Origin of the sequence: Thalassospira sp. ER-Se-21-Dark (genome assembly GCF_017922435.1) — a bacterium.
Lineage (GTDB): Bacteria > Pseudomonadota > Alphaproteobacteria > Rhodospirillales > Thalassospiraceae > Thalassospira.
In genome coordinates this window covers 134,200-146,935 of record NZ_VDEZ01000004.1, presented here as the reverse complement: position 1 = coordinate 146,935, position 12,736 = coordinate 134,200, and the positions used below count along the sequence as shown (strand labels likewise).

Sequence of the window (12,736 nt, the reverse complement as noted above, 5' to 3'; positions counted from 1 at the left end):
AAAATAATAACTTTCTAAAGTTTTCTGCCCGCATGCAGACAGAAAAAGGGGCACCCGAACGAGTGCCCCTCAGTCAGAACATATTTGCCATGTTCGAATGTATAGGATTACACAGCGCGTACCGCGCTCAGGAATTCCTCCACCTTGTGGCGCAGGCTTTCAGACTCCCGCGACAATTCTGACGCGGCACTCAGCACCTGCTCGGCAGCAGCGCCGGTGGACCCGGCCGCCTCATTCACACTGACGATGTTCGATGTTACCTCGGTCGTACCGACGGAGGCTTCCTGAACGTTGCGGGTGATTTCAAGGGTTGCCGCCCCCTGTTCTTCGACGGCACTTGCGATGGCGGCTGATATTTCGCTGATCTCGGTGATGGTGGAAGAAATCGTGCCAATCGCCGTTACCGCGCCATCGGTTTCATTCTGAATACCGGTGATCTGGTTGGTAATGTCCTCGGTCGCGCGTGACGTCGCGGTCGCAAGGTTTTTGACCTCTGCCGCGACAACGGCAAAGCCTTTGCCGGCATCGCCCGCACGGGCTGCTTCGATGGTGGCATTCAGGGCCAGCAGGTTGGTTTGTTCGGCGATATCGCTGATCAGACCGACCACATCACCGATCTTTTGCGCGGCCTCGGCAAGGCCACGGATCTGGATGTTGGTTTTCTCGGCATCTTCGACCGCGCGATTGGCAACAGTCGATGACTGGCTGACCTGCTGGGTGATTTCAGCAATCGAGGCGCTGAGTTGTTCGGTCGCACTGGCAACGGTCTGAACGTTGGTCGATGCCTGTTCGGCGGCGGCCGCAACGATACCCGACTGACGACTTGTTTCCTCGGCCGTGCTGCTCATGCCGGTTGCGGTTGACTGCATCTCGGTCGCGGCAGAGGCCAGGGTTTTAAGAACAACAGAAATCTCCTGATCAAAGCCGGTGGTCAGCTCGCTGATTTTTCGAGCACGCTGTTCCCGGCGTTTTGCCGCCTCGGCTTCCTGTCCGGCAAGTTCATCGGCACGGATCATGTTTTCCTTGAAGACCAGCACCGCCTTGGACATATCGCCGATTTCATCGCGACGGTCCTGGCCTGGAATATCAATCTGCTTGTTGCCACCGGCCAGTTCCTTCATGACCTCGGTGATCTGACGGATCGGGCGCGAAATACCCGTCCCAATAATCCATGCGGCAAAACCACCAAGGATCACCGCGACACCGCCGACAATGGCCGTAACGATCACCGCCTGTGACGCCGCCTTGGTCGCACGGGGACCGATTTGATCCTGTTCCGCCTTGACCGACAGTTTCAGGTCTTCGAGATTTTCGGCAACCACCGGGCCAACTTCATCGAGCGTATCAGCCACCAGTTGCTCACGCGCCGGATCCCCCACGGGCAGTGATGCAACCTTGTCGAAGGTATCGCGATAGATGATCAGGTTTGCCCCGGCAGATTGAGCCGTTTCAATCATTTGCGGTTCATCAAGCAGGGCAACAAGTTCGTCATTCAACTTTATTGCTGTCGCCAGACGCTCATCGACACTGTCTGCCGCAGCACTGTCCCCTGTCAGCAGATAGTGTTTAACCGAGACGCGTGCCTCAAGCAGGTTGGCCTGCACCCTGCCTGCTTGGTTGGACTGCAATGCGATATGGCGATACCGCACGAAGTCATCCCCGACACTGCTGATCGAGAACTCCGACCAGAGAGAGGCAAGTACGAGCAAAACCAGCACAACGCCAAAGCCGCCATATACTTTTGTTGAAATTTTGAGACGATTAAGCACCGACATAAACGAGGTTCTCCCAATTACTCTGTCACCTCATTCATCATATTATATTTCCACAATTATTACGTGATATACGCGTGATTACGTCACTATGCGTTAGGTGATATCGGCCTATTCATTGTGAGGTCACCTTGCGTATAAGCATAACACTTAAGAATAATCTTATATATACGTTTGATTTGGAGCAAGATTATCGCAAAATCAATCATATAATATCTCTTATTAGAGGGTTTCCAATGCATTGAGCCATGTGGGAAAAGAAAAAGGGCCCCCTGTTCGGGGACCCTTGATTAAATGGCTCAGACTTATTCGACAATGGTCGAAGGCCGGGTACTTTTCGCCGGTTACTGCAAAGCGGCGCGACGACGTTCGCGCAAAGATTGTGCTGTGACGCGACCATCACCGGTCGGCTGATAATAGACCGACATTTCCTTAAGTGCGGCGCGCACCTTGTTCAGGGCGACTTCGCCTTCGACCTTAAGGTCATAGGCGTCAAAACCACAGCGGTGCATGTAAAGGATCTGGTCACGCAGGACATCGCCAACCGCACGAAGTTCGCCGGTGAAGCCCATGCGTTCACGCAACACCCGGCCATAGGAATATCCACGGCCATCGGTGTAGGCCGGGAAATTGACCGTGATGATCGACAGACGGTCAAGATCATCTGCCAGATCTTCGGGCGCATCGCCCGGGTTCAACTGCACACCCAGACCGCCATTGCGGCCCAGAAGGCTGTCACGTTCTTCCTTGAAACGGGCAAGCGGCACAATCAGGTTTTCGTCGCTTGCCGGAAGGTCGCCTTCTGCGTCAACCGTGTTCCATTCCTGTTCGATCACGCTGTCATTCTTAACGATCGCCATAAAGCACCTCCTTGAACGGATCCATGCCGACACGACGGTAGGTGTCGATGAAACGTTCGCCGCTTTCGCGGATATCAATATATTTAGTCACAAGGCTTTCGATCGCATCGACCACTTCGGCTTCGGAGAAACCGGCACCGGCGATCTTGCCGATCGAGGCATCCTGGCTGGCATCGCCGCCCAGCGTGATCTGATAGAATTCCTTGCCGCGCTTATCGAGGCCAAGAATACCGATATGCCCAACATGGTGATGCCCGCAGGCATTAATGCAGCCGGAAATCTTGATCTTGAGTTCGCCAATGTCATGCTGACGATCGAGATCCCCGAAACGTTCGGAAATCCGCTGTGACAGCGGGATCGAACGCGCGGTTGCCAAGGCGCAATAATCAAGGCCCGGGCAGGAAATGATATCGGTGACATAGCCAAGGTTGGCCGTACCAAGGTCGGCCTTGTCCAGTTCGCTCCAAACCGCGAACAGGTCGGCCTTTTTGACGTGCGGCAGAACAAGGTTCTGTTCGTGGGTCACACGCACATCGCCAAAGCTGTATTTTTCCGAAAGATCGGCAACCAGTTCCATCTGGGTGTCGGTCGCATCGCCTGGAATGCCGCCAATCGGTTTCAGCGATACGTTGGCAATCGCATAGCCCGGCTGTTTGTGTGCGATGACGTTCGAACGCACCCAGTTGGCAAAACGACGGTTTTCCAACTTGTGACGTTCGAAATCGGCATCGTCGTCAGAAAGGGCTTCAAACGCCGGCGGCGCAAACTGTTCGATGTAATGGGCGATTTCCGCATCATCAACGCGCAGCGACCCGTCCTTGATCTGGGCCCATTCTTCTTCGACAAGCTCGCGGATTTTATCAATGCCTTCCTCGTGGACGAGGATCTTGATACGCGCCTTGTACTTGTTGTCACGGCGGCCAAAGCGGTTGTAAACGCGCAGGATGGCTTCGAGATAGGAGAACAAATCGTTCTTGCCGATAAACTCGCGGATGGTCTTACCAACAAACGGCGTACGACCGAGGCCACCACCAACCATGACTTCAAAGCCGGTTTCACCCGCATCGTTCTGATGCATGCGAAGTCCGATATCGTGCACCTTGACCGCGGCACGGTCATTCGGCGATCCGGTCACGGCGATCTTGAACTTGCGCGGAAGATAGGTGAATTCCGGATGGAAGGTCGACCACTGACGGATCAGTTCGCAATAGGGGCGCGGATCTTCGATTTCATCGGCCGCAGCACCGGCATACTGGTCGGTCGTGGTGTTACGAATGCAGTTGCCTGATGTCTGGATCGCATGCATTTCGACCTTGGCAAGGTCGAGCAACGCATCAGGGATCTCATCAAGTTTCGGCCAGTTATACTGAATGTTCTGGCGGGTAGTGAAATGGCCATAGCCCTTGTCATAGACCCGCGCAATCATACCAAGCTGGCGCAGCTGATCGGCGCGCAGCGTGCCGTATGGAACGGCAACGCGCAGCATATAGGCATGCAGCTGAAGATACACACCGTTCATCAGACGCAGCGGACGGAACTGTTCCTCGGTAATGTCACCGGCAAGGCGGCGTTTCACCTGTTCGCGGAACTGTTCAGTCCGTTCATGGACAAGCTGGCGGTCAAAATCGTCATAACGATACATGGGGCTCTCCTTATACCGCCTGATAGCCGAGGTCTTCGCGGACACTCGGACCTTTGGTGCGCAGAACTTCGCGGTATTTTGTCGGCACGATATCCGCGCCCTGCTTTTCGACATCAATCAGATACGGCCCGACAATCACGATATCGAGTTCGGGTGCACTGGCTTCAGCCAAAAGCGCATCTGCGGCCTCTTTGCCGTCAGCGATGCGGGCATCGTTGATGTTTTCGCTCCAGCTACCATTGCTGGTCAGGAACACCACCAACCCGTCTTCCAGACGGTTTGCCGTGACAACTTGCAGGGACATTCGGTTCTCTCAGCCTGTAAATCTCTCGGGTTTGGTCCTGTATCGGACCTTTTCTGCACCAGAATTTGGCTGATTACCCCTTATTGGTCAAGTTTTTTTGTGAAATATCATATATTACACTTATTTTTGTGTTTTAATAATCCACTATTGACCGCTCGGCTTACGGGTTCTACCTCATCAGTCATTGAACACCACCGCACAAGAAACCCTCCTGATATGCCTTTGAACATCATCAAACTGAGTGTTGGAACAGAAAGCCCCGAAAGCCTGAAGGAATGGCAAACCTATTTTCAGGCCATGCACGGGCGCATTTTTCACACCACTCGCATGACGCCCAAACGCAAGGCAGAGATTCTTGATGGCGGATCGATTTACTGGGTGATCAAGGGGGCGGTGCGCTGCCGCCAGCGGGTCATTGATCTTGAAGAATACGTCAATGAAGAAGGCACGAAATATTGCCGCATCGTGCTGGACGACGAATTGATCGCCACCCGTCCCTATCCGCACCGCGCGTTTCAGGGGTGGCGCTATTTCCCCGATGACAAATGCCCGCCAGATGAAAAACAGGGCGGCGGAACCGACGCCCTGCCCGATGACATGGCCGATGAATTACGTGACCTCGGGTTAATCTGAACTCAGCCCTCTACAGGCGTGTCCGTCTCATCGGGATCAATTTCACGCAAGGTCTCAGCCACTTCATTTTTAAGCCAGCTTACAAATGCCTTTACGCGCGGACGCCGAAGGTGCTCCTCCGGATACACCAGATAATAGGCCCCGCTTGACGCAACACTTTGCGCAAACGGTCGCACCAGATTTCCCGCCGCCAGATCAAGGGCGGCCAGACTTGTGCGCGCCATGGCAATCCCCTGCCCCATAAGGGCTGCCTGAATGACCATATCACCAGAGTTAAATCGAAGACCGCGACTGACATCAACACCTTCTGCCCCCACCCCTTTCAGCCAAAATTCCCAGTCGGCAGCATGCGGGTGATCAATAAAGGTTGTCGCATCATGCAATAGCTGGTGCCCGGCGACATCGGCCGGTTCTTTCAGTTCCGGATTGGCGGCAAGATAGGCCGGACTGCAAACCGGGAAAGACTCGTCACGCATCAGCATTTCACACACAAGCCCCGGATAATTGCCACAACCGAACCGAACCGCCAGATCAATGCCCTCGGTCCGTAGATTGACAAGCCGGTCATCGGCATGAATGCGCACATCAATATCAGGATACGCATCGCGGAAATGCCCCAGACGCGGCACCAGCCATTTCACCGCAAAACTTTGCAAAACACTGACCGTCACCACACCGGCTTCCTCAATCGTGGTCAGGCGCTCAATCTCCTCGGCAATGCATGAAAAGCCTGCTGTGGTTGCCTGGGCCAGTTGCGCACCCTCTTCGGTCAGATGGATCTGACGCGGCAACCGATGAAACAGCTTGAAACCAAGATATTCCTCAAGCTGGCGGACCTGCTGGCTGATGGCGCCCTGGGTGACAAACAGCTCCTCGGCCGCCTTGGTAAAGCTCAGATGGCGGGCAGCGGCATCAAAGGCGCGCACGGACTGCAAAGGCGGAAGCCGCATGGATATCACTCCGACATCATGAATTAGAATTACTAATCCGTTTGATCAGAAATACTCGTTTGTCGCGCTCGAAATATAGACACAATATGGCTTCAACAGCAAACATTGCATTAGCAATATTAACTCATGGAGAGAATGATGGCTTATTCACTTAGCCCTGCTCCGTCTGCCGTGGAGCGCCCGCCCAAAGCAAGTATCCGTACGTTCGTCACCACTCTTATTGACCGCCTCAACGATCTTTCAAATCGCTTTGCACGGTTGCTTGCGGTTCGTGAACAACGTCGGATGTTGCTCAGGATGTCAGATCAGCAGCTTGCCGACATCGGGATCACCCGTGCCCAGGCTGAAGAAGAATACCGGCAGTCTTTCCCGCTGCGATAACACTGCACAGGATCTGTCCTGCCGTAACCCGCCCCCCACGGAACACCGCGCAAGACAGATCCTACCCTTCGTGCCACCGCACACCCCACCCTTGGCCCGGTCAATGCCCTCACATTGACCGGGCTTTTTCGTGCGTCACGTTCATACAGCGCGCAACAGTTCGTAATTTGATCCATTGCATTGCGATGATTTCAATAATCCCGCAAAGTTATGGTTACATCTGACCACAACCGGCGGAATCGGGCGCATGACCTCGGAAAAGAAAACGTCAAAGCAAACCGTGAAAACAGCCAAGCAGGACAGTAATGATGTGCTCGGTGACGCAACACGGCGCACGGGCAAAAGCCGATCTGCGGCCAACCGTACCGATGCGCTTTCAAAACTTGATACCGAGGCAAAGGACCACTTCTTGCTGGACTCCGAAAACCTGACCATGGACCGGATTGACGATCATCCATCAAACCCGAACAAAACAACCAGCCAGAACCTGCGCAACATTCGGGAAGATCAGCTCCCACCCGATATCGACCTTAACCCCAAGGCACGGGCAAAGAAGATGCAGGGCAAGCAATATCTGGAACTGATCGCCCCGCTTCATATCGAGCTTTTGAAGCTGCAAAACTGGATCAAGGCGGAAAACCTCAAATCGCTGATCATTTTTGAAGGGCGCGATGCCGCTGGCAAGGGCGGCACGATCAAACGTTTTACCGAACACCTTAATCCGCGTGGTGCCCGGATCGTCGCCCTTGGCAAACCCAACGACCGCGAACTGACGCAATGGTATTTCCAACGCTATATCGAACATCTGCCAAGCGGCGGCGAGATCGCCCTGTTTGACCGGTCCTGGTACAACCGTGCGATGGTCGAACGGGTGATGGGCTTTTGCAGCATGTTTGACGTCAGCGAGTTTTTGCAATCCGTCCCCGAACTTGAACGCATGCTGATCCGATCCGGCATCCACATGACCAAGTTCTATTTCTCGGTCAGCAAGAAAGAACAGGCACGGCGCTTTAAACAGCGTCAAAGCGATCCGCTCAAACAATGGAAACTCAGCCCGGTTGATCTGGCCTCCCAGAACCTTTGGGATTCCTATACCGAGGCCAAACGCGACATGTTCTTCCATACCTCCACCACGGACAGTCCGTGGGTGATCGTGAAGTCCGATGACAAGAAACGTGCGCGCATCAACGCCATCCGGTTCTATCTGTCGCAGTTTGAATACCCCGGAAAACGGCCGGAAATCCTTGTATATGACCGCCGGATAATTCACAGCGTCGCCGAAGAACTTGATGAGGATTGATGAGATCGCTCAATCTCTGGTCTTCCGGATGGTGAAAACATTGTCGCGGTAACATTTGCGTTCATTGACATTGCCCGCGCTGCAACCTTTACTGGAGGCATATAAACCTTCGGGAGGCAAACAATGGCAAAATGTGCATTTATCGGTCTGGGTGTCATGGGATATCCGATGGCCGGTCACCTGCAAAAAGCAGGTCACGACGTTACCGTTTACAACCGTACTTCAGCCAAAGCAGAAAAATGGGTGTCCGAGTTTGGCGGATCGTCCGCCCCCACCCCGGCCGAGGCGGCAAAGGGTGCGGAATTCGTCTTTTCCTGTGTCGGCAATGATGACGATCTGCGCAGCGTCATGCTGGGCGACGGCGGGATGTTCGCCGGTATGGACAAGGGATCTGTCCTGATCGACAACACCACCGCATCGGCCGATGTCGCGCGCGAACTTTATGCTGCTGCCAAGGATATGGGAATTTCCTTCATCGATGCCCCGGTTTCCGGTGGTCAGGCTGGCGCTGAAAACGGCGTTCTGACCGTCATGTGTGGCGGCGATCAGGATGCGTTTGATCGCGCAGCCCCGGTCATTGATGCCTTTGCCAAATCCTGCAAACTGATGGGCGAAAGCGGTTCTGGCCAACTGACCAAAATGGTCAACCAGATCTGCATCGCCGGTCTGGTTCAGGGCCTTTCCGAAGGTGTCAATTTCGGCGTTAAGGCCGGCCTTGATATGGAAAAGGTCCTTGATGTGATTTCCAAGGGTGCGGCTGGCAGTTGGCAGATGGAAAACCGCGGCAGCACCATGGTAGAGAACAAGTTTGATTTCGGCTTTGCCGTTGACTGGATGCGAAAGGATTTGGGCATTTGTCTTGAAGAGTCCAAACGCAATGGCGCCCGTTTGCCGGTCACGGCCCTGGTTGACCAGTTCTACGCCCAGGTGCAGGAACGCGGTGGCAACCGTTGGGATACCTCGAGCCTGATTGATCTGCTGGCACGCGGTTAATCATCGTTTCTCAGCAGACTGACAAAAACAAAAAGCGCGACCTTAGTGGGTCGCGCTTTTTTTTGATGTCATATCAGGCAGTGACGATCAGAGACCTGCGCGCAACAGCGGCTCCATCTGATTGCGGTAGTTTGCCAGCGGACCTTTATCGAAATAGCCCACCGCGCATTCAAGAACGGAATCGCGAAGGGGTTTCTCACCTTCGCTCTCTGCCAGATTTTCCTCAAGGTTCTCGCGGCTCGATTTGCCGAGGCGTTCGATATCGATATCCTGTTCGCAGCTGGTGGCCTCAAGGGTTGCCAATGACTGACGCGGATCGCGACGGCGCGACGGCAGTGCGTGTTCCAGATCAATCTCGCGCTCGAATTCCTCGGCATCCGCCAGCGTAATTTCGATATCCGGGATCACACCATGGCCCTGCACAATATGGTTCTCCGGTGTGGTGTAGTAACCGGTGGTGATTTTAAGCCCACCGCCCGAGGTCAGCGGCATAATGCGCTGCATGGACCCTTTGCCAAAGGACCGCTCCCCGATGATGATGCCGCGGCCGTTTTCACGCAGGGCCGCTGCCATCAGCTCTGCACCGGATGCCGAGCCACGATCAAGCAGGATTGCCATCGGCACATTCTCAAAGAAATCGGACCGGTCGGCTTCGTAGCTCCTCAGTTTGCGCTCACCACGTCCTTCGGTGGCAACGATCAGACCTTCTGTCAGAAACTGATCAGCAATGTCTGCCGCACTGTCGAGAAGCCCACCCGGATTACGGCGCAAATCGACAATTATGCCGCGTGGCGATGCGATCCGGTCTTCGAGTTCCTGCAAATATTCCTGCGTCTGGTCGAGTGTGGTCGCATCAAACCGCGACACCCGGATATAACCGATATCCTGATCAATGATGCTTGCCGTGACCGAGGGCACCTCAATACGTGCACGCTTTACCGTGACATCAAAACTGTCTTCGACACGCTGGATGGTCAGGGTTACTGGATCCCCGACCCGGCCACGCATACGACGCACGGCCTCTGAAATCGGTTCGCCAACCATTTGGTAGCCATCAATGTGCGTAATCCGGTCATCCGGACGCAAACCGGCGCGCGCGGCTGGCGTATCATCAATCGGCGAGACGATCCGGATGCGCTTTTCATCATCAAGGGCAATGACGATCCCGACACCGGCAAAGCTGCCTTCAGTACTTTCCTGGAGGCGGCGGAACATATCGTCGGTCATATACGCACTGTGTGGATCAAGGTCATGCAAACTGTCATCAAGCACCGCACCAACCACACCGATCGGCGATGTGTCATCGGATTCAAGGTCGCCCAACATCGCAATGCTGTTATCAACAAACGCCACGCGATCAATTTGCTCGACATAGGTTTCCGACAGGACCTGAAGTGCTTCGACATAAAGCTTGTCGGCATGGGCAAACTGTTCTTCGCTCGCGCCAGCGGTCACGCTGGTGCGGTAAGCGTCCAGAAATCTGCGTTCTTCATCGCTTGGCCATGCCGGTCCGGCACAAGCAACCAGTCTTGTCCCGGCGAACGAAATCACCACCGCAAACAAAATTGGCAATATTCCTTTACGCAGCAACAGCTTGCTCCTGTCCTTCGATTTTTTTGACCAAATGCATATTGAACATCAATTGGCCTTGAACAACGACAAGTCTAGCCTGCCTTTTTTCGATTGGCGACCCCTTGGCAAATAATAGATGCCAGATCACGCAACTTTTACCTGTTTAAGGCATCGAACTCGGGTCTTTGGGACATATCGGTAGTCTTTTGTCATTTCGCCAGTGTGAAAGCCACAAAGCGTGACTTAAACCAATGTTGAATGCGTCCTTTTGCACGACTGCACGAATCAGACTCGATCTTGTCGGATCGGGTCGTTATGCTACGACGCAATAAAACAAGGTTGGCAAAAAGCCGACTGTTCCGAGCGGGCGGCTCACATTTCAGGGAGACGTCTTTTTTCATGAGCGACTTTACGCCCCCCATTTCAGATATCCGGTTCCTGATCCACGACGTGATTGGTCTGGATACGGTTTCCAACCTGCCGCCGTATGGTGAAACCAGTGCGGATCTGGTTGACGCAATCCTTGAAGAAGCGGGGAAATTTGCGGCCTCCGTCCTCGCCCCGCTCAATCGCATCGGCGACCAGGAAGGCGCAAAACTTCTTGAGGACGGTACTGTTCGCACACCGACGGGCTGGAACGCGGCCTATACGCAATTCTGTGAAGGTGGCTGGCAAGGCATATCTGCGCCGGAAAGCGAAGGCGGCATGGGCTTGCCGATCTTGCTTGGCGCGGCGGTTGCCGAAATGTGGCAGGCAGCCAATATGGCGTTTGCACTGTGCCCCATGCTGACATCCGGCGCCATCGAAGCCCTTATTGCCCATGGATCGGACCAGCAGCGTGAACTGTATCTTTCGCGCATGATATCAGGTGAATGGACCGGCACCATGAACCTGACCGAGCCACAGGCTGGCTCAGACCTTTCGAAGGTACGCAGCACTGCTGTACCGCAGGATGACGGCACCTATAAAATCTCCGGCCAGAAGATATTTATCACCTATGGCGATCACGAGATGACCGAAAATATCGTTCATCTTGTTTTGGCCCGGACACCGGATGCCCCGGCCGGTGTCAAAGGCATTTCGCTGTTTATCGTTCCCAAATACCTGGTGTCAGACAGTGGCGAAATCGGCGCGCGCAACGACGTCACCTGTGTGTCGCTTGAACACAAGCTTGGCATTCATGCCAGCCCCACAGCCGTCTTGCAGTTTGGCGACAAAGGCGGCGCGACCGGCTATCTGGTTGGCGAAGAAGGCAAGGGGCTGGCCTATATGTTCACCATGATGAACAACGCAAGGCTTGCCGTTGGCCAACAGGGTGTCGCCATTTCCGAACGCGCCTATCAGCAGGCCCTTGAGTATGCCAACACACGCAAACAGGGGCGAGATGCCAAAACCGGCGAAGAGGCGCCGATCACAGTCCACGGTGATGTGCAGCGCATGTTGATGTGCATAAGGTCCTCGACCGATGCTGTGCGTGCACTTTCGCTTTATGCCGCCGCCCAGCTCGACCTTGCCCATCACGTTCCAGACAAACAGGACCGTGCGGCAGCGCAGGCGCGTGCCGACCTCCTGATCCCACTGGTTAAAGGTTGGGCAACGGATATTGGCGTCGACAATGCATCCCTTGGCGTGCAGATCCACGGCGGCATGGGCTTTATCGAGGAAACCGGGGCAGCCCAGCACCTTCGCGACGCCCGCATTGCCCCAATCTATGAGGGAACCAATGGCATTCAGGCGCTTGATTTTATCGGCCGCAAGGTTCTTAGGGATCAGGCGGCTGCGCTGACAGCAATGCTTGCAGATATCAAGGAAACGATCCACGGCCTGAAAAATATCGATGAAACAAGCGACCTCGCCAAGGCACGCCGTGAACTGGATCACGCCATTGCCGATCTCGAAAATTCAACGGAGTGCGTGTTGGAACGCTGTGCCGTGGATGCGGATATGGCACAGGTGCTTGCCACACCATATTTGCGTCAGGCCGCCCTGTGCATTTCCGGATGGCTGATGCTGCGCTCGCTTGGCGCTGTGAGTAACACCGAAACACCAGAAGACCTGCACAAGGCCAAGATGAAAAGCTGCATGTTCTTTTTCACTCAACTCCTGCCAGAGGCCGCTTTCATGGCGACACAGATCAGGAATTGCACGGAAACGGAACTGCTTTAACCGCAGCCTTATTTTTGCCGTGCTTTTTGACCATCACGACGTCGCACCATCGCCGCAAATGCAGAACGGTGGCGCGACTTATTTGGCGCCCCTATTCAACCCATCCGATCTTAACCACACCAACCGACCAACATTCGGAAATCCTGCAAGATTTGAACGGGTT

Annotated in this window: 11 protein-coding genes; 5 read left to right on the top strand and 6 right to left on the bottom strand. The window is 54.5% G+C overall.

All coding sequences use genetic code 11. The features are described from left to right. Positions 1-107: 107 nt before the first annotated feature. From FHI25_RS16040 to FHI25_RS16025, 4 genes are all read right to left on the bottom strand, one after another. Entirely contained in the window at positions 108-1,775 is a 1,668-nt protein-coding gene (locus tag FHI25_RS16040) for a methyl-accepting chemotaxis protein (RefSeq protein ID WP_210519494.1), read from the bottom strand. Between the two features lie 341 nt (positions 1,776-2,116). Beyond that, positions 2,117-2,632 carry a DUF934 domain-containing protein gene (locus tag FHI25_RS16035; protein WP_210519492.1) on the bottom strand — a complete coding sequence of 172 codons (516 nt, stop codon included), beginning with the start codon at positions 2,630-2,632 and terminating at the stop codon, positions 2,117-2,119. Then, positions 2,619-4,274 carry a nitrite/sulfite reductase gene (locus FHI25_RS16030; protein ID WP_210519489.1) on the bottom strand — a complete coding sequence of 552 codons (1,656 nt, stop codon included), beginning with the start codon at positions 4,272-4,274 and terminating at the stop codon, positions 2,619-2,621. The genes FHI25_RS16035 and FHI25_RS16030 overlap by 14 nt, the downstream gene beginning before the upstream one ends. 10 nt (positions 4,275-4,284) lie before the next feature. Then, on the bottom strand, positions 4,285-4,578 hold the full coding sequence (locus FHI25_RS16025) for a DUF2849 domain-containing protein (RefSeq protein WP_210519487.1): 294 nt from the start codon (positions 4,576-4,578) through the stop codon (positions 4,285-4,287). A 216-nt stretch (positions 4,579-4,794) separates the two neighbouring features. Here FHI25_RS16025 and FHI25_RS16020 point away from each other — a divergent pair, with 216 nt between their 5' ends. Beyond that, a complete protein-coding gene (locus tag FHI25_RS16020) occupies positions 4,795-5,211 on the top strand; it encodes a DUF1489 domain-containing protein (RefSeq protein WP_210519473.1) in 417 nt (138 codons plus the stop codon). Between the two features lie 2 nt (positions 5,212-5,213). Here FHI25_RS16020 and gcvA read toward each other — a convergent pair whose 3' ends face one another. Beyond that, a complete protein-coding gene (gene gcvA / locus FHI25_RS16015; RefSeq protein ID WP_210519471.1) occupies positions 5,214-6,161 on the bottom strand; it encodes a transcriptional regulator GcvA in 948 nt (315 codons plus the stop codon). A gap of 138 nt (positions 6,162-6,299) precedes the next feature. Between gcvA and FHI25_RS16010 the strand changes: the two genes are divergently transcribed. The 3 genes from FHI25_RS16010 (at position 6,300) to FHI25_RS16000 (ending at position 8,835) form a co-directional block, all read left to right on the top strand. Then, positions 6,300-6,542 (top strand): DUF1127 domain-containing protein, encoded by a 243-nt coding sequence (locus FHI25_RS16010; RefSeq protein ID WP_210519470.1) that lies wholly within the window; start codon positions 6,300-6,302, stop codon positions 6,540-6,542. A gap of 247 nt (positions 6,543-6,789) precedes the next feature. Then, positions 6,790-7,842: a polyphosphate kinase 2 gene (gene ppk2, locus FHI25_RS16005; RefSeq protein ID WP_210519468.1), complete on the top strand. Its 1,053-nt coding sequence runs from the start codon at positions 6,790-6,792 to the stop codon at positions 7,840-7,842. Between the two features lie 123 nt (positions 7,843-7,965). Then, positions 7,966-8,835 carry an NAD(P)-dependent oxidoreductase gene (locus tag FHI25_RS16000; RefSeq protein ID WP_008890561.1) on the top strand — a complete coding sequence of 290 codons (870 nt, stop codon included), beginning with the start codon at positions 7,966-7,968 and terminating at the stop codon, positions 8,833-8,835. 87 nt (positions 8,836-8,922) lie between these two features. Here the strand turns inward: FHI25_RS16000 and FHI25_RS15995 are convergent, their stop codons facing one another. Further along, positions 8,923-10,425, bottom strand: a complete 1,503-nt coding sequence (locus tag FHI25_RS15995; protein WP_246879151.1) for a S41 family peptidase — start codon at positions 10,423-10,425, stop codon at positions 8,923-8,925. Positions 10,426-10,806: 381 nt separating this feature from the next. On the opposite strand from FHI25_RS15995, the gene FHI25_RS15990 reads away from it, so the two are divergent. Next, positions 10,807-12,573, top strand: a complete 1,767-nt coding sequence (locus FHI25_RS15990) for an acyl-CoA dehydrogenase (protein ID WP_210519466.1) — start codon at positions 10,807-10,809, stop codon at positions 12,571-12,573. Positions 12,574-12,736: the final 163 nt, after the last annotated feature.

Coding starts and splice junctions, on each gene's coding strand:
- FHI25_RS16040 (WP_210519494.1), bottom strand. CDS start 1,775: ATGTCGGTGCTTAATCGTCTCAAAATTTCAACAAAAGTATATGGCGGC.
- FHI25_RS16035 (WP_210519492.1), bottom strand. CDS start 2,632: ATGGCGATCGTTAAGAATGACAGCGTGATCGAACAGGAATGGAACACG.
- FHI25_RS16030 (WP_210519489.1), bottom strand. CDS start 4,274: ATGTATCGTTATGACGATTTTGACCGCCAGCTTGTCCATGAACGGACT.
- FHI25_RS16025 (WP_210519487.1), bottom strand. CDS start 4,578: ATGTCCCTGCAAGTTGTCACGGCAAACCGTCTGGAAGACGGGTTGGTG.
- FHI25_RS16020 (WP_210519473.1), top strand. CDS start 4,795: ATGCCTTTGAACATCATCAAACTGAGTGTTGGAACAGAAAGCCCCGAA.
- gcvA (WP_210519471.1), bottom strand. CDS start 6,161: ATGCGGCTTCCGCCTTTGCAGTCCGTGCGCGCCTTTGATGCCGCTGCC.
- FHI25_RS16010 (WP_210519470.1), top strand. CDS start 6,300: ATGGCTTATTCACTTAGCCCTGCTCCGTCTGCCGTGGAGCGCCCGCCC.
- ppk2 (WP_210519468.1), top strand. CDS start 6,790: ATGACCTCGGAAAAGAAAACGTCAAAGCAAACCGTGAAAACAGCCAAG.
- FHI25_RS16000 (WP_008890561.1), top strand. CDS start 7,966: ATGGCAAAATGTGCATTTATCGGTCTGGGTGTCATGGGATATCCGATG.
- FHI25_RS15990 (WP_210519466.1), top strand. CDS start 10,807: ATGAGCGACTTTACGCCCCCCATTTCAGATATCCGGTTCCTGATCCAC.